Source organism: Pseudoxanthomonas sp. X-1 (genome assembly GCF_020042665.1).
Taxonomy (GTDB): Bacteria; Pseudomonadota; Gammaproteobacteria; order Xanthomonadales; family Xanthomonadaceae; genus Pseudoxanthomonas_A; species Pseudoxanthomonas_A spadix_A.
Window position 1 is genome coordinate 1,598,104 of the sequence record NZ_CP083376.1, and the last position, 20,141, is coordinate 1,618,244.

Genomic DNA, 20,141 nt, shown 5'->3' on the forward strand with positions numbered 1-20,141 from the left:
GGAGCGTAAAGCAATGCAGCGCGGCGCACGCGCTAAGGATCGTAGAGGCGCTGGTAGTCGATCGAGAAGCGCAGCGTGGCCGCGCCGGCCAGCAGCGCGCCGGCCGGGTTGCCGGCATGGTCGCCCGCGCTCCAGACCTGCGGGATGCCATGGCCGGCCTGGGCCGAGACGCGCTCGCGGAAGCCGTCCACCGCCACGGTCGCGGCGCTGAAGTCGCCGGCGGCCAGCGCGGTGGTGATCGTGTCCAGATAGGCGTCCAGCGGTTCGGCCTGGGGCGGCGGCAGCGCCTCGACCTGCTGGCGCAGCAGGGCCAGCTTGTCCGCCACGACCAGATGGGTCGGGCGCAGGTCGCTGACCAGCAGGAACTGCGAGAACCCGTCGGTGGTGCCGCGCGCGCGCACGCTGCCGGGGGACAACTCGTCGGTGATGTCGCGGAACGCGCCGCCGAGCGGCGCCTTGAACACGCGCAGCGTCGAGCCGGCGGTGTAGGGCAGCAGGTGGGTGTGCAGTTCCACCCGGACCAGCTTCTTGAAGCTCAGGCCGCCGGCGACCGGCGGCTCGACCGTGATCAGCAGCGGCAGCGGCTGGGTCAGCTGGACCACGGTGCCGGGCAGGCGCGCGCTCAGGGTGCCGAGTTCGGGATTGGTCAGCAGCCGGGCGCTGATGCCCAGATTGGCGGCGCTGAGGTTGCTGGCCTGGTCGAAGTCGAGGGTCAGGTCCACCAGCGGGGCGTTCGCGACGCCGATGGCGACGGTGGCGGTATCGCCGGCGATGGCCACGTTGACCGGCAGCGTCTGGGCGCTGGCGGCGCCGGACAGCAGCAGCCCGGCGACCAGCAGCAGGCGGGCGGCGAACAGCGGGAATCGGGACATGGCGCGAACCCTTGTCGATGGCGTGCGGCTGGTCCTGCACCGGCCGCGGGCGGGGGCCCCGCAGGGCCGACGGTCAGGATCATAACCAGCCAAGAACAGGGATGCGCATCACTGAGGGTTTTTACCCAGGGCCGCTGGGGGCAACCCCGGATAGGCCGCTGCTAGCCGCCGCGCGCAACGTGTGACCACCCCGTCACGGGTCCCACTTTCGGAGCCACGCACATGTCCCTGTCCCGCCCCGTCCTCTCGCTGAGCGTCTGCGCCGTCCTCGGCGCCATGGGCGCCTTTTCCAGCGCCCACGCCGCCGCGCGCCTGGACGCGCAGCTGCAGTCCAGGATCGCCAGCGCCGCGGCCGACACGCCGCTGCAGGTGGTCATCACCTACAAGCAGAGTTCCGCGCCGACCGCCGCGCAGCTGTCGATCCTCAAGTCGCTGGGCATCACCGAGGGCGTGGCGATGCGCAAGCTGCCGATCGCGGGCGCCCTGGCCACGCCGGCCGAGATCAAGGCGCTGGCCGCGCGCGATGACGTGGCCTCGATCTACTACAACGCCCCGCTGAAGTATTACGACGCCGAGGCCAGGGAGATCACCGGCGTCGAGCGCGCCTACGACAACCCGGGCGACTTCGGCCAGGCGCTGCCCTACAGCGGCCGCGGCGTGGGCGTGATGATCAACGACTCGGGCATCGACGGCACCAACAGCGACGTGGCCTACGGCACGCACGTGGTGCAGAACGTGCTGGCCAACACCAACCTGGCCACATTCGACTCGATGCTGCCGATCACCTACGTGGAGAACGTGCCCAACACCGATCTGGGCTCTGGCCACGGCACCCACTGCGCCGGCATCGTCGGCGGCACCGGCGGCCACTCCAACGGCGTCTACCGCGGCGCGGCGCCCGGCGCCAGCCTGGTCGGCTACGGCTCGGGCGCGGTGCTGCTGATCCTCGATGCGGTCGGTGGCCTGGACTACGCGCTGGTGAACCAGTTCAGCTTCAAGGATCCGATCCGCGTGGTCAGCAACTCCTGGGGCAGCTCGGGCAAGTTCGATCCCACCGATCCGGTGTCGGTGTCCACCTACGAGCTGTACAAGCACGGCATCGTCAGCGTGTTCGCCGCCGGCAACGACGGCCCCAGCGAGGACACCCACAACCCCTACGCGCAGGCGCCGTGGGTGATCTCGGTGGCCGCCGGCGAAAAGGACGGCGTGCTGACCAGCTTCTCCTCGCGCGGCAAGCAGGGCGAGAGCGGCACCTTCACCATGGCCGACGGCAAGCAGTGGACCTACTTCAACGAGCCGACCATCACCGCGCCGGGCGTGGGCATCATCTCCACCCGCGCGCTCACCGGGCTGCTGCCGCCGCTGGCGGCGCAGGACGACGTGGCCACGCTGTCGCCCGCGCAGCTGCCGTTCTACACGGTGATGAGCGGCACCTCGATGGCCACCCCGCACGTGGCCGGCATCATCGCGCTGATGCTGGAGGCCAACCCGGACCTGACGCCCGCCCAGGTCAAGGACATCCTGGAGCGCACCGCGACCAACATCCCCGGCCGCGCCTACTGGGAAGTCGGCGCCGGCTACGTCAACGCCTACGACGCGCTGCAGGAGGCCGCCAAGGTCCGCGCCGGCTACGGCGGCACGGTCAATTCGCTGAAGACCTTCAACAGCAATGCGCTGCTGTCGCCGGGGAGTTCGCGGCCGTTCGAGGTGCTGTTCGTGCCGGTGGGCGAGCCGCAGTACCAGACCTTCGAGGTCGGCGACAACGTGTCCTGGGTCAATGCCAGTGCGACCATGACCGGCACGACCGGGGCGCTGGTGCTGACCGATCCGGACGGCGAGCGCTACGGTTCGTCCATCGCCCTGCCGGTGCTGGGCAGCACGGTCAGCGCGAGTGCGCCGGGCAAGAAGGGCACCTGGAAGATCAGCGTCAGCGGCATCGGTTCGGTCGGCGGCGTGGCGCTCGATCCGCTGCGCGTCACCAACGGGGTGTCGCTGCCGGGCGTGGTCTCGGGCACGATCGCGTTCACCAATAGCGCCGGCTTCAGCGGGCTGAACGATGTCCCGGCCTCCAGCGCCTACCGCGGCGCGGTGGAGTACGCGGTCTCCCACCGGCTGATGGACGGGTCCTCCAACGGCAGCTTCCGTCCCAACGATGCGCTGACCCGCGCCGAGCTGGCGCAGTACCTGGTCATGGGCGCCGGCGTGCGCCAGTCGCTGCCGGCGGCGGGCAAGGTCAGCTTCACCGGCCTGTCGACCAAGGACCCCAGCTACGCAGCGGCCGAGGCGGTGGTGGCCAAGGGAGCGGTGTTGCGTGATCTGTCGCAGACCCAGGCCGGGGTGATGGGCCTGGTCAACGGCAACTTCAAGCCGGCCGACAAGGTCACCAAGCTGCAGCTGGCCTACTCGCTGGTGCAGTCGCTGGGCCTGCAGGACACGGCGGTGAACTTCAACGGGACGCTGTCGGTCACCTACAACGGCAAGCAGCTGCCGATCGAGGACGTGGGCAGCATTCCGGCGAGCCTGCGTGGCTATGTCCAGTCGGCGCTGGACAACGGCATCCTCAACGCCCGCTATACCGTGACCCAGGGCGCGACGGATCTGCAGCCGACGCTGCACGCCTACTTCGATCCGACCAGCCTGGTCACGCGTGGCGCTTACGCGGTCACCGCCGGACGCTTCCTGGACGTCAATCGCCAGGCCGAGGACTGACCGGACCTGCGACCCGGTACCGCCGCGCCATGGAGGGCGCGAGAAATGCCCCGCCTGGTGCGGGGCGTTTTTTAAGTTCCGCGCCCGGTCGAGGAACCTGCCTCGGCGCGCAGTGCTCCGGCGAGGCCGCTTCCTAGCGCAGCACGCCGGCCAGGCCCGGTGCGGCGCTCAGGCTGCTGTGCAGGTCCAGGTCGAAGCTGCGCACGCTCTGGTCCTCGGGCGTGGCGCGCACGGTGCCCTTGAGGGTGTAGGGCAGCGGCTGGCCGCTGGCCAGCGCGCCGGCCACGGCCATGCGTGCGTTGGCCGTGGGGGTGAAGTTCACGCCGACCACGTCGGCCGCCTCGGGTCCGATGGTGTAGCCGGGAGTGGCGCGCAGGGGGCCGGCATCCTGGCCCGCGACGGTGACCGCCAGATCGATGTCCTCGAAGCGCATCGGGATGTTGCTGTAGTTCTGCACGCGCAGTTCGACCTGCCAGCGTCCGTCGGTGCCCACGGTCACCTGCTGCAGGCTGACCGATGGTTCGGATACGCGCTTGACCAGGCCGCGATGGCAGGCGGTCAGCGCGATGGCGCAGAGCAGGAGCAGCAGGAGGCGATGGGTTCGGGGCATGGGCGGGAACCGGCGTGATCGGGACGCGGGCGAGGATACACGCGGCGGTGGCCGGCCTTCAGCGCAGGGGGGCGCTGACCACCAGGTCGGACAGGTCGTAGCCGAGCTGGCCGGCGCGCAGCCTGATCGCATCGAACAGCGTGCGGTCCATGGTCGGTTCGCGCGAGAGGATCCAGAAGTACTCGCGGCCGGGCTCGCCCACCACGGCCCAGGTGTAGTCCGGATCCAGATCGATCACCCAGTAGTCGGCCCAGACCCACGGCAGCCAGGACAGCCAGCCGGGCGCGAAGCGCACCTGCAGCTGGCCGGGCTGGCCGGCGACCGGCCGCGCCTCGCCGTCGGCCACGATCTGGCGGCCGTCCTTGCCCAGGCAGGCGTTGCGCACGCCCAGATGCCCGGCGGCGCGCAGGGTGTAGGTGGCGGTGATCTCCCCGGCGCAGTCTTCCTGGAAGCGGTTGGGCAGGTGGGCGATCTCGTGCCACTGCCCGGCGTAGCGGGAGACGTCGAGCGCGGGCACCGAGGAGAACACCGGCTCGGCCGCGCGCGCCGCCGCCGGCAGCAGCCCCAGCGCCAGGAGCGCCAGGCAGGACATCGAGGTGAGGATCCGGGACATGCGCGCCTCCGTCAGGGGGCGTCCAGTGTGGCCCAGCCCGGCGCTCGGGGCATCCGCGCGGTGTCGGCCGCGGAACGGAGTCCGGTCCTGCACGTTCCGCCTGGGTGGCAGGGCCTCAGCGGGCAGGGGGCCGGCGCGTGCCTGATCCCAGCGTCTTGGCGAGCGGCAAGCGCGCGCCGACAGCAAGGTCAACGGTAACGCGGCGTACCGTCGGGTTCGATGCCTGCGATAGTCTCGAGCAGGCGGCGCATCTGCTCGTCCATGTCCGACCGCGACATCGACGGCCCGGTCGCCGGCACCGTGCGCAGCAGCGCGCCGTTCGGCCCATAGACCATCAGCACGCCGCGCAGGCAGCGATTGGGCGCGTCCACCAGAAACGAGGTCACGACCTCGTACTCCCCGAACCTGCGTTCCAATCGTACCCCCGCGCGCTTGATGAAACCAGGATCAAGCCTACGGGAGATCATGCGAAAAACCTGTCACAGCGACGTGGCGGCCTGGTGATGGCGCAGGGGCGCGCGCCGAGCCGGAGAGGGCTGGACGGCGGGCCCTGGCATCCCGCCGTCCGCCGCCATCAGGTGCCCGGATGCGAGGCCGCGCTGGCGTCCGGATGCGACGAGCGCCGCCGCAGCTTGCGCGACAGCCATTCGCCGATGTCGTCGATCAGGGTGAAGGCCGCCGGGATCACGATCAGGCTCAGCAGCGTGGAGGTCACCAGGCCGCCAATCACGGCGATGGCCATCGGCGCGCGGAAGCTGGAATCGCCGGCGAAGCCCAGCGCGATCGGCATCATGCCCGCGCCCATGGCCAGGGTGGTCATGATGATCGGCTGGGCGCGCTTGCGGCAGGCGTCGATCAGGGCGTCGTGCTGGCTCAGGCCGTGCTCGTCCTCGGCGATCACCGCGTAGTCCACCAGCAGGATCGAGTTCTTGGTGGCGATGCCGATCAGCATCAGCAGACCGATCAGCGCCGGCAGCGAGAGCATGTTCTGGGTGAGCAGCAGCGCGCCGAACGCGCCGCCCGCGCACAGCGGCACGGCGATCAGGATCGTCATCGGCATCAGCGCGTGGTTGAACAGCAGCAGCAGCACCATGTAGATGCAGGCGATGCCGGCGGCCATCGCCAGCAGGAAGCCGACGAACAACTCCACGAACACCTCCGCATCGCCGGTGTTGAGGAAGCTCACGCCCGGCGGCAGGTGCTGCACGCTGGGCAGCTTCTGCACCGTGTCCATGACCTCGCCCAGTGGCCGGCCGTTGAGCTCGGCGGTGAGGGTGACGTTGCGCTGGCGTTGGTAGCGCGAGATCTGCGAGGGGCCGCTGCCCGGCTCGATGTCGGCGACCGCCGCCAGCGGCACCGGACCGTAGCGGCCGGGTACGCGCAGCTGGCCGATCAGCGCCGGATTGGACAGCGTCGCCTCGGAGAAGCCCACGCGGATCGGAACCTGGCGATCGGGCAGGTTGAGCTTGGCCAGGCGCTGCTCGTAGTCGCCGGCGGTCGCGATGCGCGCGGCCTCGGCGATGTCGGCGGTGGACACGCCCAGGTCGGCCGCGCGCGCCGGATTGGGCACGATCTGGATCTCCGGGCGCAGCAGTGAGGCGGTCGAGGTCACGCTGCCCAGGCCCGGGATGTTGCGCAGGTCGCGTTCCAGCGCCAGCGAGGCGTCCTGCAGGCGCTGCGGGTCGTCGCCGGACAGCACCAGCTGCAGCAGGTTGCCCGGCTCGGAGCTGACATAGCTCACGCGCACGCCGGGCAGATCGGCCAGGCGCGCCCGCGCGTCGCGCTCCAGCGCGCGCTGGTCGCGCTTGCGCGTGTTGGCCGCGCCCCAGTCCAGCACCAGGGTCGCCTTGCGCGGATCGGCCACGCCGGTGGTGGACGGATCGCCCAGGTCCAGCACGCTGCCCACCGCGGTATAGACCTGCTTGAGTTCGGGGATGCCCTTGAGCAGGGCGCGGGCACGTTCGGCCACGGCCACGGTGTCCTCCAGCCGCGTGCCGGGCGGTAGCTCCAGGCTGAGGTTGCTGCGGCCCAGGTCGGACTGCGGGATGAAGGTCGCCGGGATCAGCGGCACCAGCGCCAGCGAGGCGACGAACAGCCCCGTGGCGATCCACAGCGTGCGCCCGCGGTGGCGCAGCGCCGCGTCCACCCAGCCCAGGTACCAGGTCATCAGCCGCGATTCGGCCTTCTCCTCGCCGTGCGGCTTGAGCAGGTAGGCGGCCATCATCGGCGTGAGCAGGCGCGCGACCAGCAGCGAGAACAGCACCGCGGTGGCCGCGGTCCAGCCGAACTCGCGGAAGAACTTGCCGGCGATGCCGGGCATGAAGGCCACCGGCACGAACACCGCCGCCAGCGTCAGCGAGGTGGCGATGACGGCGTTGCCGATCTCGCCGGCGGCCTCGCGCGCGGCCTCCAGCGGCGGCTTGCCCATGCGCAGGTGGCGCACGATGTTCTCGATCTCCACGATCGCATCGTCGACCAGGATGCCGACCACCACCGACAGCGCCAGCAGGGTGATCATGTTGAGCGTGAAGCCGAACCAGTGCATCACCGCGAAGGTCGGGATGATCGACAGCGGCAGGGCCAGCGCCGAGACCCAGGTCGCGCGCCAGTCGCGCAGGAACGCCCACACCACCAGCAGCGCCAGCAGCGCGCCCTCGTAGAGCATGGTCATCGACGAATCGTAGGAGCGATGGGTCTCGTCGATGGCGGTGGTGACCAGGCGGAAGTCCACGCCGGGATGAGCAGCCTTGAGCGCGTCCAGCGCCTTGTGCACGCCGGCCTCGACCTTGACCTCGCTGGAGCCGCGCGTGCGCGACATCGAGAACGCGACCACGTGCTTGCCGTCCAGCAGCGCGGCCTCGCTCGGATCGGCGGCGGCGTCGGTGACGGTGGCCAGCGCCGACAGGCGCACCGAGCGCCCGTCCGGCAGGCTGATCGAGTAGTCGCGCAGCGCCTGCGCATCGGCCACGGTGCCCAGGGTGCGGATGGTCTGTTGCGCGCCGTCCAGCTCGGCCTTGCCGCCGGCGCGCTCGACCTGGATCCTGGCCAGCTGCTGGGAGACGTCGCCGGCGGTGATGCCGAAGGCGAGCAGGGCGTTCGGATCCAGGTCCACGCGCACCTGGCGCTCCACGCCGCCCACGCGCGTGACCCGCGCCACGCCGGGCACGCCGTACATCGCGCGCGCGATCTCGCGGTCGACGAACCAGCTGGCTTCGTCCGGGCTCATCCGCGGGGCGACCACCGCGTAGGTCATCAGCGAGCCGCCGATGTCCACCTTGGAGATCACCGGTTCCTGGATGTCCTGCGGCAGGTCGGTGCGGATGCGGGTGACCGCATCGCGGGTGTCGTCCAGCGCGGTGCCGAGGTCGGCCTCCAGCTGGAACTCGATGCTGGTGGTGCTGACGCCCTCGCTGACGGTGGACATCACGCGCTTGACGTTGTTGATCGTCGCCACCGAGTCCTCGACCTTGCGCGTGACCTCGGCCTCCAGCTGGCTGGGCGAGGCGCCCGGCTGGGTCACCGTGACGGTGGTCATCGGGAAGGCGATGTCGGGGAAGCGCGCGACGGGAAGTTCGTGGAAGCCCCACAGGCCGGCCACGCACAGCACGAAGAACAGCATCAGCGCCGGCAGCGGCCGGCGAATGGCCCAGGCGGAGAAGTTCATGGTGCGCGCGCTCCCTTGCCGGCCTCGACCACGCGCACGCGGTCGCCGTCGCCGAGGAAGCCGGCGCCCTCGGACACGACCTGCTCGCCGGCCTTCAGGCCTTCGACGATCTCGGTGCGGCCCTGCACGGTCTGGCCGGTGCGCACGCGCCGGCGGCTCACGCTGTCCTTGTCTTTCGGCGTGAACACGTAGCTGTGGCCGTCGCGCTGGACGATGGCCGTGCTCGGCACCATCAGCGCCTGGCCGTCGCCGGTGAGGATGCGGCCCTCGATGAAGGTACCCGGCTTGAGCGGGCCGGGTGCCGGCAGGTCGGCGTACACCGTGCCGGTGCGCGTCTGCGCATCCACGCCCGGGGTCACCGCGCGCACGCGCCCGGCGATCGGCTGGCCGTCGTAGGTCAGGGCCACCGGGTTGCCGACGGCCACGTCGGCCAGCTGTGATTCGGGCAGTTCGGCGCGCCATTCCAGGCGGCCGTCGCGGATCAGGCGCAGCAGCTCGCTGCCGGCCGACACGACCTGTCCGGGCTGGATCAGGCGCTTGGAGATCACACCATCGGCGGGCGCGCGCAGCTCGGCGAAATCGCGCTGCAGCCTGGCCGCGTCCAGCGCGGCGCGCGCGGTGGCCAGCTGCGCCCTGGCCTGGGTCGCGGTGGCGCGCAGTTCGTCCAGGTCGCTGGCGCTGATCAGCTGCGAGGCCGCGAGCTTCTCACCGCGCGTCTGCTTGGCCTGCGCCAGCTCCAGCGCGGCCTTGGCCTGCTGGGCGGCGGCGTCGGCCTGGGCCACCTCGCTGTCGAGCGTGCGGTGGTCCAGTTCCAGCAGGACCTGGCCCCGCTTCACCGCCTGGCCGACATCCACGTTCAACCGGGTGATGCGCTGGCCGCTCAGCTCGACGCCGAGCTGCATTTCCTCATACGCCGACACCGGGCCGGACACGATCACGCTGCGCGCCAGCGGATAGGCGCGCGCCGGCGTCATCGCGACCGCCAGCGCCGAGGAGCCTTCGGCAGGCTTGTCTTCGGCGCCGCCGCAGGCGGCGAACAGGGGCAGGGCGGCGAGCAGCAGGGACCAACGCAGAAGTGGCGCACGCATAAGGAAAACCGGATTGGAGAGAGAGGTGCTGGCTGGCGCGGGACGTCGATCCGTCCGTGCGTGGCTGTGGAAACAGCGTGGGTCCGGGAAGCGTCCCGGGATGGATCAATGTGGAACGAAGGACTGTCTGCGGATCTGTTGCTCGACCCCGTCCAGGAGCAGGTCGATGCCGTTGCGGAAGCGCGCGTCGAAGTTCGGTTCGGCCAGCACCTCGCGCGCGGCCCAGCAATGCGGGAAGCGCGTCTTGGCCAGTTCGAAGAACGCCTGCTGTACGCCTTCCAGTGCGTCAGGGTCGGCCGGCATCGCCTGCTCCTCGATCACGAAGCCCATCACGTAGTAGACCGAATCCAGCGCCGTGCTCGCGGCGAATTCCACCGACGCGCCGGCCTGCAGCAGCGCCGCGATGGTCGCATCGCCCACGCGCAGCATGTTCTCGGTGGCCAAAAAGGTGCCCGCGAACACGCGCGCGCCATCGCGGTGCGCCTTGAACGCGGTGCGGAACTCGCTTGCGATCTGATGCATCGTGGTCCGCCAGTCCTGTCCCTGTGGAATGTCACGCGCCACCTCGGCAATCAGCGCATCGGCCAGCGCATCGATCAGCGCCTGCTTGCTCTTGAAGTGCCAGTACAGCGATGGCGCACGGATCCCCAGGCTGCACGCCAGCTTGCGCAGGCTGATGCCCTCCATGCCCGCCTCGTCGAGCTGACGAAACGCCGCCTGGAGAATGTGGTCCTGCGTGAGCGGGCTGCGCATGAGCGTGGCGTGGCGTCTAACAGCGTTAGGTTGCGGACTCTAACGGTGTTAGGGCGAGTTGGCAACGCCCTGCGGGCCCGCAATCGAAGAAAGAAATGGCGGTTATCCGACGCCGCCGTACTGCAGCGGACATGCCTGCGAGGACATCGGCTGGCGGCAGGTGCGCTGGCCGGATTCGCCCCTACAGTCGGCGCAGGCGATGGCGCTCAACCATTCGAGCCGGAGCGCCACGACGTCGCGACCCGCGGTAGGACATGGCCCGGCTGGCGGATGGCAGCTGCCGTCCGGCAGCGGCCCGCTCTCCTTCGCGAAATCGCCGCGGACGCTATGGGAGCGTCGGTTCGTTCGGGGAGGAGGCTTCGACCGGCTTGGGCAGCACGGCCTGGCGGTATTGGGACCGTGGAAGCGCGACCGCGGATTTGCGGCGCGCGGGCCGCCGATCCTGTCGCGGCGTCGACTGTCGATCGTGACCCTTTGCCATGACGTGATCTCCCACCGTCCAGCCAACGACCGTAATGGAGCGTCATGTCCATCGCGTGACGCTCCTGCACCGTGGGGCCAGCATCGGGACGCGTGATCGTCCCCACCGCGCAGGGAAACGAAACGCTGTAATGAAAAAGGCCTCGCATCGCTGCAAGGCCTTGTTCCGTAACGCTTAGATCGCCACCAAGGTGGTGGCCGGGGAGGGAATCGAACCCCCGACACAGGGATTTTCAATCAGAGATTCGCGGGACCATCATCCCCTTCTCGGTCAACCGCTTGCGCCAGGAGCGCGGTCAAAATTCGGGCGTCCGAGACGCCACGTAAGCCGTTGTTTCGCCTGGGCGCCGAGAGGCGTTTTTAGCGCGCCGCGGCGACCTTCCGGGGCAGCCGGTTGTAGATCCGCTCGAAGGTGCGGCGGTCCATGTGGCCCAGCAGATTCCAGTCCCGGCCATCGCTGCCGGCCTTGGCCCGCAGGTCGTTGAAGGTGAAGGTGCGCAGGACCACGCCGTCCTTCTTCGCCTGCTCAAGCGCCCGCGCGCGCGCCCGGTGCCAGAGCGTCCGGAAGCCGCTCCCGGTGTAGGGCTTGCCGTCCTCGGTGGAGAGCAGCACCAGGGGGATGAAGTCCCGCGTGCCGACGGCCTCGACCACGGCCCGGCGCAGCCCATCCGACCAGCCGATGACCAGGCCGGCGCCGGTCTTGCTGGTGCCCACCGTCAGGCCGTCGTCGCCGAAGTCGCTGCGCCGCACGCGCAGCAGGTCTCCCTGGCGCAGGCCGGTCACGGCCGCCAGCAGCATCGCGGCGCGCACGATCGGGGTGGCCTGGGCGTAGACCAGGTTGAACTCGGCGTCGGTCACGTAGCGCGTGCGCGGCTTCTCCTTGAACGGATCGAGGAAGCGCACCGGGTTGTCCTTCAGGACGCCGGCGTTCACGGCCAGCTTGAACGCCTCATAGAGGCACGTCCGCTCACGGTTGGCCTGGGTCTTGCCGCTCTGGCCGCGCGCGTCGCGCCAGCGGTACAGCATCGGCACGTCGACGTCCTCGATGCGGACCTTGGCCCAGATGGGCCTGAGGTTCGCGATCCGGCGCTGGTAGTCGGTCGCGGTCGATTGGGCCAGGTCGCCGTCCTTGACCCTGCCGACCGTGACGCTCAGCAGGCCATCCAGCAAGTCGCCCACGGTCGTGGCGCCTTCCCGCCCGGCCTCTCCCCACGTCGTGCGCCAAGCGCTCAGCAGGGCGTCCAGGTCGGCGTAGGTCTTGCGCTGCATCTTCGGCTTGCCGTTGGCGTCCACGCCCGCCGGGTGCAGCATGAAGAGCTTCCCGTTCTTCGCGTCTCGGTAGCAGTAGGACGGGAGACCTGTGTGCTTTGACCGCGGGCGCGCCATCAGCCGGCCTTCTTCAGCAGATCCAGTCGGGGTTCGGTTTTCGCGCGCGTGCGCGTCACGGTGCCGCTGGGCATCATCTTGGCATGGTAGGCGGCGCGCAGCACCTTGACCTTGCCGTCAGCGCCGAGAACCGCCGGCACACCGAGCTGTAGGAACCAGGCCATCTGCTTCACCTTGTGGTGCGCGCCGCTGGCCTCCTGGATCTCGGCCGGCGTGAGGTGGGTTGACTCGCTCATGCTCGCCCTTCCTTCACTGCCTGCTCGTAGGCGGTCTGGACCGCACGGAAGTCTTCCGGCTTGCCGCCGCGGTCCGGGTGATGGCGCGCGCGCAGGCGTTGATACTGAGCCCTGATGTCAGACGCAGACGCTTCAGGGAACACGTCCAGCACCTGCCACCAGGTTCGAACGTCGGCCGGCGCGGCCAACTGGGCGAAGCCAGTGAACGCGCGCTCCATCATGTCCGAGGCGCCCCACCGCTCGATGCCGCGCAGCGCCTCGATCGTCTTCCGGATCGCTTGGGTGTTGGCCTCGACGGTCGCGTATCGGTCGCAGGCGAAGCACATCTGTTGGCCCTTGTAGCCGAAGTAGACGGCGATCCCCGGGTCTTCGATGCGCGGCTGCTGGGCGTAGGGGAGTCCGTCGCGGCGCAGTACCATGTTGCTGGACAGCACCGGCAGCCTGCCGCCCATGCGGCCGATCTCGGCCATCAGGCCGTCACGCGCCTTGGCGAAAGCGGTGTCGAAGCTGCCGCGCTCGCGGCGATTCGCAGGCGTGCGCTTCCAGCCGGCTGGCCACTGCAAGGGGAATGCGTCAACGGCCATCACCACCCTCCCGCGCGGCCCTCGCCGCGTCGATTGCTGCGTCGAGTTCAGGACCGTGAGCCTCTTGCCAATCGAAGCCCAGGTTGAAATTCACGCATGCCTCCGCATCACAGCTGCTACTCAGTGACCGAAGCCACCTGTAGCGCTCCGCATCGCGCTTCAACCCGCGCAGGTAGTCCTCAAGCTCGTCTTGCATCCGGGTTCCGTTGTCGCCGCAGGCCGTGCGCATGCGGGACAGCAGCGCCAGGGCAGAGAAGGATTCATCGCGCCGAAGGTCGCATTCGGGGCAAGGCATCTTGTCACTCATCGCTGCTGGCCTCCTGTTGTGCGCGGCGCGCCTCCGCATTTTTCATGCGGCGATACAACTCGCTGGCGAATCGTTTCGACACGCTGTCGTAGCTCGTTTCGTTCACCGCAGTTAGCGCCGACATCAGCATGTCGTCGGGGCTGTGGATGGCGGCCGCTGGGATGATGGTCACCACCTCGCTTGGGGTATCGACCTCCACCGCCACGACACCGATTGCTTCCATCCGCGCGCGGTCTTCGCTCGATAGCTGACCGCGCGGGAAAACGATCACCTGGCTCACGCCCCATCTCCATTCCCAAGCTGGGCGGCGCACTTCGGGCAGGTCGCGGTGCGGTCACGGTGGATGAGCCATCCCACGCGACGCGCCTGCGCCCGCGCGCCCTCTCCGCTCTCCGACGTGTAGCTGTGCGGGAATTCCCCATGCCGGTGCTGCGCGCTCTCGTACTTGCAGTACAGGTCGAGGGAGTAGCAGCCGGCGTAGTTGACAGGGTTGGCCTTCAGCCTGGGCACAAGCCGCATTGCGCTAACCATTCCGCACCTCCCCGGCCTGGGCGGCGATGGCGGCTCGGAAACCGGCGTAGAACGCTTTCCGCTCCGCTGCGAGGTAGTTGAACTCGTTTCCTCGCTGTTCGTTCAGAAACAGCTGAAATCGAGGTTCAATATCCTTGTCAGTCGTCGAAGCTGTGGCAACGTGCCATCCGGAAACGCCCCATGACGCTTGGCAATACTGGCAATAGCGCACTTGCCCGCCAGGGATCGCTTGGAACTGCGTAACCCCCTTCTTATGGCACTCAGGGCAAACGGCGCGCTTGGGCTTGCGGCTGCCGTAACCCTGACCGGCACGAACGCCCATCACGCACCACCCTTTGCCTGGACGGCGATGGCGGCGTCGGTCCCGATCAGCCTGCGCAAGGCCCAGCGAGCCTTCGCGGCTTCGCCCATCGTGTAGCCGGGCTGGTCGTCGGGTAGTGCCTGCAGCACGTCCAGCGCATTGGACAGGGCGTCGAAGTCGGCCGCCTCGACGTTGTGGCTGTCTCCTATGTCCTCCGAGTCGTCGGCCAGACACCAGGCTTTGTAGGCCAGGTCCAGCAGGGCCTCAATGACATGGCGCTCCTGGGCCGTCAGCGCATCCCCATGGGGCGCGGGCGGGGCGGCATCGGCGCACGCCCGTCCGAAAGCGAGCCAATCGTCCGGCGTTATGGGCTGGCAGGCTACGATCTTTGCAGGCACGCCAGAGTTGCGAAACACACGTGCGATCACTTCATCGCCCACACCCGGCGCAGGGGCGGCGGCCTTGGCGTTCAGGGATGCGAGGGCGTCAGCAGCTTGACGCAGGTCGCCCGGCTCTAGCGTGGTAAGAACGTCCACCGACTTTAGTGCGAGCGCTTGCTCGATGTTGTCTGCGGCCAGCCGCACGAAGCGCACCAGCTCGCTCTGGTCGACGGCGGTGGGCGGCGAGGGGGCGGCGGCTAGCATGGCATCGTGGAGCGACTGGGCATCAGGATACGCGCCGGTGTCGTTCGCATAGACCGCTTCCATTTCGGCCGTAACGGTGCGCGGCACCAGCACCCACTCGTTGTCAGTCATGTCACTCTCCCTTGAGGGCTTGGCGGAGTTCTTCGGAGCAATGCACCTGCATGCCGCTTGTGTAGTGAGTCACTTCGGCTGTCTTGTCCCACTCATCCGCCAGCGCCTCCACACGGGCGAGGCGGTCGATGCGTGCCTTGACCGCCTGCCACACCTCGGGAGAGATCGTGGGGAAGCCGTCGATGGCGTCCTGGATCGTGTCCAGCAGTTCCTCGTCATTCACGGCTGCGGCTCCTTGAGGGCAATGGTTGAGGGTCTCGGATACTTGAGGGTTGTTTTGTAGGAAGCCTCATCCTCCAATGAGAGCCACTTGAGTCCGCCATGCAGCTTCCGCTTCCCACTAACGCATTGGCTTATCTTTCCGCTGTCGAATCCGAACTCCTCAGCGGATGCCATTGACGGGTACTCGGCGATCTTCTCTCCAGTTACTTGGTCGTAGCAGGCCACCCTCTTTCTCAAGTGGCCGAGAAGGTAGATCGCATGCAGTTGGTTGTAGCTTCGGCTACACCACTCCAGGTTGCCGGGAGTGTTGTTTAGTGGGTCTCCGTCGATGTGGTTGCATTCCTGCTTCCCTTGCGGAGGGCCGTGGAAAGCCTCGCAAACGATTCTATGGACTCCCATGTTCTTGCCCTTTCCGGCTCTATATAGCGAAACGAATTGCCGCCCAGTGCTCTGCAGATGGCTCTTGATGATTTGTTGCTTCCGGATTGAAAAGATGCGCCCAGCGCTGGAGACGCGATAAAGACCCTCCCAGCCAGGTATGTCTCGCCACTCCTCCACCGCTTCGTCTGGGATGTGCATGTCACCAGCTCCCGCGGTTGGTTAGGAAGGGAATGTCGTCGTCGGTGAAGTAATCACGCGGCTGATCGGTCGCCCGCTGCGGCCTCTCACGCTGCGGAGCGCCGCCTCGGCTGCCGGTGGAGCTGGAGCGGCCTTGCTGCTGGCCGTCGCCACGTCCGCCGAGCATCTGCATCTCGTTGCACACGATGTCGGTGGTGTACTTCTCCACGCCGTCCTGGCCGGTGTACTTGTCGTAGCGCAGCTCGCCCTCGACGTAGACCTGCGAACCCTTGCGCAGGTATTCACCGGCGATCTCACCGAGCTTCCCGAAGAACACCACACGGTGCCATTCGGTCCGCTCCTGCTGGTCTCCTTCTTTGTCCTTGCGGACGCTGGTGGTCGCCAGGCTGATCCGGGTGACGGCCATGCCGCTTTGCGTGTACTTAGTGTCCGGGTCATTGCCCAGGTTGCCCACCAGGATGACCTTGTTGATACCTCGGCTCATCGTGCAATCGCCTCCAGGCGTTCGGCTTCTGTCATGTAGTGCGCGTATCGCGCGTCGTCTTCCGGGAACTGCTTGCGGGATGTCTCAGCGGCTTGGCGCCAGACTTCGGCCATGCGCTTGGGGTCATCCCGGAACAGGTCGGTCTGCTGGTCGTGGCGCATGTCAGGCGGCCTGTCGCAGATGCTGGTTGGCGAACTCGTAGTAGTCCGCAGCGAGGCGTTCGCAGTCCTGGCGCATGCCTGGGTAGCGGTATGCCTCCAAGGTCTGCGGCGGCGAGACCTCGTAGACCTGGTGGTCCACGCGCTTGACCACGAATACGTTCCAGCGGAATACGTCGGCCTCGAACAGATCCAAGTAGTAGCGCCACTGGTATCCGTCCAGATAACGCTCCGCGTCGAACCGGCTGGTGGTCTTGTGGTCGATTACCCGCCGGCCCTGCAGACCGTCAACCTGTCCGGTGACGCGCAGAGGGCCATACATGCCGTATGACCGCAGCTCGCGAATCGTCGGCAATGCCAGATCGCAGTCGGGCAAAATGAATTTGTGACCCAGGGCCTCCATCTCGGTGTATTCGCCCGGAGCCGCATCCTCCAGCGCCTTGTGGAACGCCGTGCCGGCCAGCATGGCTTCGGACGGGTTGTCCGTCGTCAGCCATTGCACCAACTGCTCAACGGTCTGTTCCTCGTCTTCCCGCCAGCGCCGGAAGCTCTCGATGTTGGAGACCCGAGCCAGCATGTCAGGCGGCTTGTGCGGCGGTGTAGTTGCCGGCCTTGCGGTCGGCAACAAAGCCCAACTTGGTGGCTCGGTCATGGATCAGCGCCTTGACGGCCTTGGGAGCCTCCTTCGCCTCGGCCACGAGCCCATTGATGCCTTCCAGATCCTCCACGTCGTTCAGTGACGCGCGCCACTTGTCCAACACTCCCTGCGCCTTGCGCTGGTCCTCTGTGAGCGCGTTGAGCTTCGCCTTGATCTCGGCGATGACCGTGGCCAGGAACGTGTCGAACTCCGGCGAGTCCTTCGGCGGCACCATGAGCGGGTCAAGCTGCCCCGGGTTCTTTCCGAACGCCGCATCGGTCGGGCTGAAGTTCAGCCAGCGCTTGCCATCACGGATGACCAGCCGGCCCATTGCGTCAGCCGCCTTGTAGATCTCGCCCTTACTGCCGCCCTGAACGTCCAGACGCTCGATGATTTCGTCACCGTTGCGCTGCTCGTCCATGTGGGCAATCAGCACGACATCCTTGCCCAGCGTGTTGAGGTGCTTGAGCCAGGCAACGAACTCTGCCTTGAGGCTGCCGTAGCCCTGGAGCGTCAGCGCACCGCCGCGCCCCTTCTTGGCGTCTCGCCGGATGATGTCGGCCGTCAGGATGTCCAGCGCCCGGCCGGCAGTGTCCACGATGACGGTCTTATAGGCCGCCAGGTCGTCGTCGGTGATGCTGGCCACGTCAGTCCAAGAGGACACCCGCACCGTGTCCTTTCGATTGGCCGCGCGGTGGGCGCCCTGATCGAAGTCCAGCAGCAGCGGGGCTTCGGCAGTGAAGGCGAGGGAAGTCTTGCCGAGACCAGGCGCGGCATAGATGCACACGTTCAGGCGGTCAACGGTGATCGGATCGGTTGCGGCAGTGATGCGAAGGGCCATTGTTAGAACTCCAATTGGCGTGTGGGTATAGGTGCCGGCCCTGAGGCGCCGCCGGCTGGCGTGGGAATTGGTGCCGGTTACGCTGTCCGGCGAGGTGTGAGGCGGCAGTGCCGCTGTAGCCTCCGATTTGGGTGGAGAGGGCCGGTGCTGATCTCCGGCTTTCGGATCTCCGAGAGCTTGTTCAGAGCCTGGGCTATGTCCGCCACGCCCCGCCGGGTGATTGCTATCCCGGTATGGATGCCGCTCCCTTATCGCGCATCAGCCTGCGCATTCCTCTCCGTAGTCGTTACTCGCTTGCCGGTGGATCAGGGAGGGGCCTCCAGTGAGTCGGCCTACTGCCGCGCAATGCGAACGGACCAAGCTTGTTGTCTGTGACGCACCACGAGCCGTTCTTGTCTGATTCTGGGTCGCCGTCCTCGTGCCATGGGTCCGTGGCATCGTCTTGGAACCACGCCACGTACTGCTGGCCGCCTGCGAATACCAAAATGGATTCGTTGAATGGCGCAGAGCTAATAGGGAACCACTCACTCATCGCGTTCTCCTTCGGACTCCAGCGGCTCCGGCATCGGGATGTCGCCGAACACGCGCTGGAAGTCGGGCTCGTCGAATAGGTAGGCGTCGGGGTCGGGGGTCATGAGACCTGCTCTGACCATGGGTTGAGTCCGTTTCGCTCAGAAAGCTCATGCGCCGCTTGCCGCTGTATCTCCTCGATCGAATCGCCCGAAACAACAACGGAGTCAGTCGATCCATCTGAAAGCTCAAAGTGGATTCGGAAGGTCATTGCGGTTCCTTTTCATTGAGGTTGGTTTCGCCCTTGGCCTGCTCCAGATAAAATTCCGCCCAATCGTCAGCAGTCTTGGCTTCGCTGTAGGTTTGCGGGCCGTCTGCAATCCTTTTGCAGGCCATGAGGAGGGCGTTGTACTCGTTGGAAGTCTTCATCTCGGTTCCTTTGCGATCAGTTGGGCCGGGCACTCCCAGCCGCAGGTGTAGATTTCGTGGAGCCGCATCGGCACCGCGTAGCCGCCAAATGCGATCAACACGACCCAGCAGATGCGGGTTGCGCGGCGGAGAGATCGATCAGACACAGATCACCCCCGCGATGAAGCCCAGCACCGCGCCTAACAGAAGGGCGATCCACACTTCGCACTCCTGTTCGTACAGGTACGATTCGATGTCGTCGGTCATGGGGCGGCTCCTCGATGGGCCAAGGCTTTCGCACGTGCCGCCTCTCCCGCTTCTTGGGCGGCCTTCTTGGAAGGGAACCCACTCGCACTACGCGGACCTGCGACGAATGCCCACTTACCGTGCCCGACCGGGTGAACCCGAACAGGCCACTGCACATCCACAGCGACAGGCGCGGTCATGGCTGGGCTCCGGTGGCTTTGGCCAGGGCAGCCGCTGCGCGCTCCATCACGTACTCGTCGTCGAGCGCAGTCTGTGCGCCTCCGCTGTAGCCGACGATTTCCTGCAGAACCGCAAGTAGCTCCGGCGCGGCGGCGATCAGGCGGGCGTTGGCTGCAGCCACTGAGCCATCGCGCACTCCGTAGACTTCGCATACAGCCCCATGCTCCAAGCCTTCTTTAGCAGACCTAACCCGGCGCATATCTGTCCTAGAAAATTTGTTCTCAACGATTTCAGCGAGACCCCACGGCCCAGGCGTATGCGCGCTCATGCCGTCTCCCCGTTGAGCGCCGCGTACTCGGCTGATCGCGCCAGAAAGTCGCGCGCTTCATCCAGCTGCGTCTGCCACTCAGCAGTGGACTGCCACGAGCTGATGAAGGCTCCATCCAGCGCCTTGACCAGCGAAGCCAGAAAGGCCATCGCCTCATGCTCAAGCTGGCTGCTCATGCAGCACGCTCCATCCGCGCTTCGGCGGCATCGGTTGCAATGCGCTCCTCTTCCTCGCGGAGGGAGGCTTCGGCCATCTTCGAAAGCTCGCCGTCGATCGCGCGGGCCTGGACCTTCGCCAATCCCTCCAGCGCCCGGGTGACGCCAGGAGTGAGGCCAAGGCGATGCAGCGCGTACAGCGCGAGCGAAACTTGGGTGTAGTAGTCGCCGCTTAGCGTGCCGGAGACCCAGCTCTCGGCTTCCCGGATCTTCTTCGTGTCCTTGCGGAACTCGGCGGCACGGCCGTCAATACGCTCCTGCCAGTCCTCGGCAGACTCGACGCGCTCCAGGTGTGCATCAATCTCGTGCTCGATTGCTTTGAGGGCCATCTCACACCCCCCACGTCAGGAATGCGAGCAGGCCAACAACGCCCACAACAGCCCCGGCGCAGAACACCACGGTCATCGCAGCCCACTCGGCGCGGGATGTGCGGATATCGGATCG

The 20,141-nt window shown here is 67.4% G+C and carries 24 protein-coding genes; 1 reads left to right on the forward strand and 23 read right to left on the reverse strand.

What is annotated here, in order from left to right; translation table 11 throughout:
- Positions 1-32: 32 nt before the first annotated feature.
- Positions 33-872, reverse strand: coding sequence for a DUF6689 family protein (locus LAJ50_RS07020; RefSeq protein ID WP_138654107.1), 840 nt, complete (start codon positions 870-872; stop codon positions 33-35).
- A gap of 222 nt (positions 873-1,094) precedes the next feature.
- Between LAJ50_RS07020 and LAJ50_RS07025 the strand changes: the two genes are divergently transcribed.
- Positions 1,095-3,581, forward strand: coding sequence for a S8 family serine peptidase (locus tag LAJ50_RS07025; protein ID WP_205961543.1), 2,487 nt, complete (start codon positions 1,095-1,097; stop codon positions 3,579-3,581).
- Positions 3,582-3,714: 133 nt separating this feature from the next.
- Here the strand turns inward: LAJ50_RS07025 and LAJ50_RS07030 are convergent, their stop codons facing one another.
- From LAJ50_RS07030 to LAJ50_RS07135, 22 genes are all read right to left on the reverse strand, one after another.
- Positions 3,715-4,191, reverse strand: coding sequence for an LEA type 2 family protein (locus LAJ50_RS07030; protein WP_138654105.1), 477 nt, complete (start codon positions 4,189-4,191; stop codon positions 3,715-3,717).
- Positions 4,192-4,249: 58 nt separating this feature from the next.
- Positions 4,250-4,783 carry a lipocalin family protein gene (locus LAJ50_RS07035; protein WP_130551919.1) on the reverse strand — a complete coding sequence of 178 codons (534 nt, stop codon included), beginning with the start codon at positions 4,781-4,783 and terminating at the stop codon, positions 4,250-4,252.
- A gap of 209 nt (positions 4,784-4,992) precedes the next feature.
- The gene (locus tag LAJ50_RS07040) at positions 4,993-5,271 is read right to left on the reverse strand and encodes a hypothetical protein (protein ID WP_138654103.1); all 279 of its coding nucleotides are present in this window, start codon (positions 5,269-5,271) and stop codon (positions 4,993-4,995) included.
- A gap of 107 nt (positions 5,272-5,378) precedes the next feature.
- A complete protein-coding gene (locus tag LAJ50_RS07045; protein WP_138654101.1) occupies positions 5,379-8,468 on the reverse strand; it encodes an efflux RND transporter permease subunit in 3,090 nt (1,029 codons plus the stop codon).
- Complete coding sequence (locus LAJ50_RS07050; RefSeq protein ID WP_138654099.1) at positions 8,465-9,556, reverse strand: efflux RND transporter periplasmic adaptor subunit; 1,092 nt, start codon at positions 9,554-9,556, stop codon at positions 8,465-8,467. Before LAJ50_RS07050 ends, LAJ50_RS07045 begins: the two co-directional genes overlap by 4 nt.
- Before the next feature lie 105 nt (positions 9,557-9,661).
- Positions 9,662-10,309, reverse strand: coding sequence for a TetR/AcrR family transcriptional regulator C-terminal domain-containing protein (locus LAJ50_RS07055; protein ID WP_130551780.1), 648 nt, complete (start codon positions 10,307-10,309; stop codon positions 9,662-9,664).
- 840 nt (positions 10,310-11,149) lie between these two features.
- Positions 11,150-12,100 carry an integrase gene (locus LAJ50_RS07060; protein ID WP_138654097.1) on the reverse strand — a complete coding sequence of 317 codons (951 nt, stop codon included), beginning with the start codon at positions 12,098-12,100 and terminating at the stop codon, positions 11,150-11,152.
- Between the two features lie 74 nt (positions 12,101-12,174).
- A complete protein-coding gene (locus tag LAJ50_RS07065; RefSeq protein WP_138654095.1) occupies positions 12,175-12,411 on the reverse strand; it encodes a DUF4224 domain-containing protein in 237 nt (78 codons plus the stop codon).
- Positions 12,408-12,995 (reverse strand): DnaJ domain-containing protein, encoded by a 588-nt coding sequence (locus LAJ50_RS07070; RefSeq protein ID WP_224096551.1) that lies wholly within the window; start codon positions 12,993-12,995, stop codon positions 12,408-12,410. Before LAJ50_RS07070 ends, LAJ50_RS07065 begins: the two co-directional genes overlap by 4 nt.
- Entirely contained in the window at positions 12,985-13,302 is a 318-nt protein-coding gene (locus LAJ50_RS07075) for a hypothetical protein (RefSeq protein WP_138654091.1), read from the reverse strand. Before LAJ50_RS07075 ends, LAJ50_RS07070 begins: the two co-directional genes overlap by 11 nt.
- On the reverse strand, positions 13,295-13,582 hold the full coding sequence (locus tag LAJ50_RS07080) for a hypothetical protein (protein ID WP_138654089.1): 288 nt from the start codon (positions 13,580-13,582) through the stop codon (positions 13,295-13,297). The genes LAJ50_RS07075 and LAJ50_RS07080 overlap by 8 nt, the downstream gene beginning before the upstream one ends.
- Before the next feature lie 572 nt (positions 13,583-14,154).
- A complete protein-coding gene (locus LAJ50_RS07085) occupies positions 14,155-14,889 on the reverse strand; it encodes a hypothetical protein (protein WP_138654087.1) in 735 nt (244 codons plus the stop codon).
- 1 nt (position 14,890) lies between these two features.
- Entirely contained in the window at positions 14,891-15,112 is a 222-nt protein-coding gene (locus tag LAJ50_RS07090; protein ID WP_138654085.1) for a hypothetical protein, read from the reverse strand.
- Positions 15,109-15,690: an NUMOD4 domain-containing protein gene (locus tag LAJ50_RS07095; protein WP_138654083.1), complete on the reverse strand. Its 582-nt coding sequence runs from the start codon at positions 15,688-15,690 to the stop codon at positions 15,109-15,111. Before LAJ50_RS07095 ends, LAJ50_RS07090 begins: the two co-directional genes overlap by 4 nt.
- A gap of 1 nt (position 15,691) precedes the next feature.
- A complete protein-coding gene (gene ssb, locus LAJ50_RS07100; RefSeq protein ID WP_138654081.1) occupies positions 15,692-16,174 on the reverse strand; it encodes a single-stranded DNA-binding protein in 483 nt (160 codons plus the stop codon).
- Positions 16,171-16,335 carry a hypothetical protein gene (locus LAJ50_RS07105; protein WP_171044638.1) on the reverse strand — a complete coding sequence of 55 codons (165 nt, stop codon included), beginning with the start codon at positions 16,333-16,335 and terminating at the stop codon, positions 16,171-16,173. The genes ssb and LAJ50_RS07105 overlap by 4 nt, the downstream gene beginning before the upstream one ends.
- 1 nt (position 16,336) lies before the next feature.
- Positions 16,337-16,909 carry a hypothetical protein gene (locus LAJ50_RS07110; RefSeq protein WP_138654079.1) on the reverse strand — a complete coding sequence of 191 codons (573 nt, stop codon included), beginning with the start codon at positions 16,907-16,909 and terminating at the stop codon, positions 16,337-16,339.
- Between the two features lies 1 nt (position 16,910).
- A complete protein-coding gene (locus LAJ50_RS07115; RefSeq protein WP_138654077.1) occupies positions 16,911-17,810 on the reverse strand; it encodes an ATP-binding protein in 900 nt (299 codons plus the stop codon).
- A gap of 777 nt (positions 17,811-18,587) precedes the next feature.
- Entirely contained in the window at positions 18,588-18,749 is a 162-nt protein-coding gene (locus LAJ50_RS07120; RefSeq protein ID WP_171044637.1) for a hypothetical protein, read from the reverse strand.
- 421 nt (positions 18,750-19,170) lie between these two features.
- A complete protein-coding gene (locus LAJ50_RS07125) occupies positions 19,171-19,335 on the reverse strand; it encodes a hypothetical protein (protein ID WP_224096504.1) in 165 nt (54 codons plus the stop codon).
- Positions 19,336-19,478: 143 nt separating this feature from the next.
- Positions 19,479-19,658, reverse strand: a complete 180-nt coding sequence (locus tag LAJ50_RS07130; RefSeq protein ID WP_138654075.1) for a hypothetical protein — start codon at positions 19,656-19,658, stop codon at positions 19,479-19,481.
- Positions 19,655-20,026: a hypothetical protein gene (locus tag LAJ50_RS07135; protein ID WP_138654073.1), complete on the reverse strand. Its 372-nt coding sequence runs from the start codon at positions 20,024-20,026 to the stop codon at positions 19,655-19,657. Before LAJ50_RS07135 ends, LAJ50_RS07130 begins: the two co-directional genes overlap by 4 nt.
- Between the last annotated feature and the right edge of the window lie 115 nt (positions 20,027-20,141).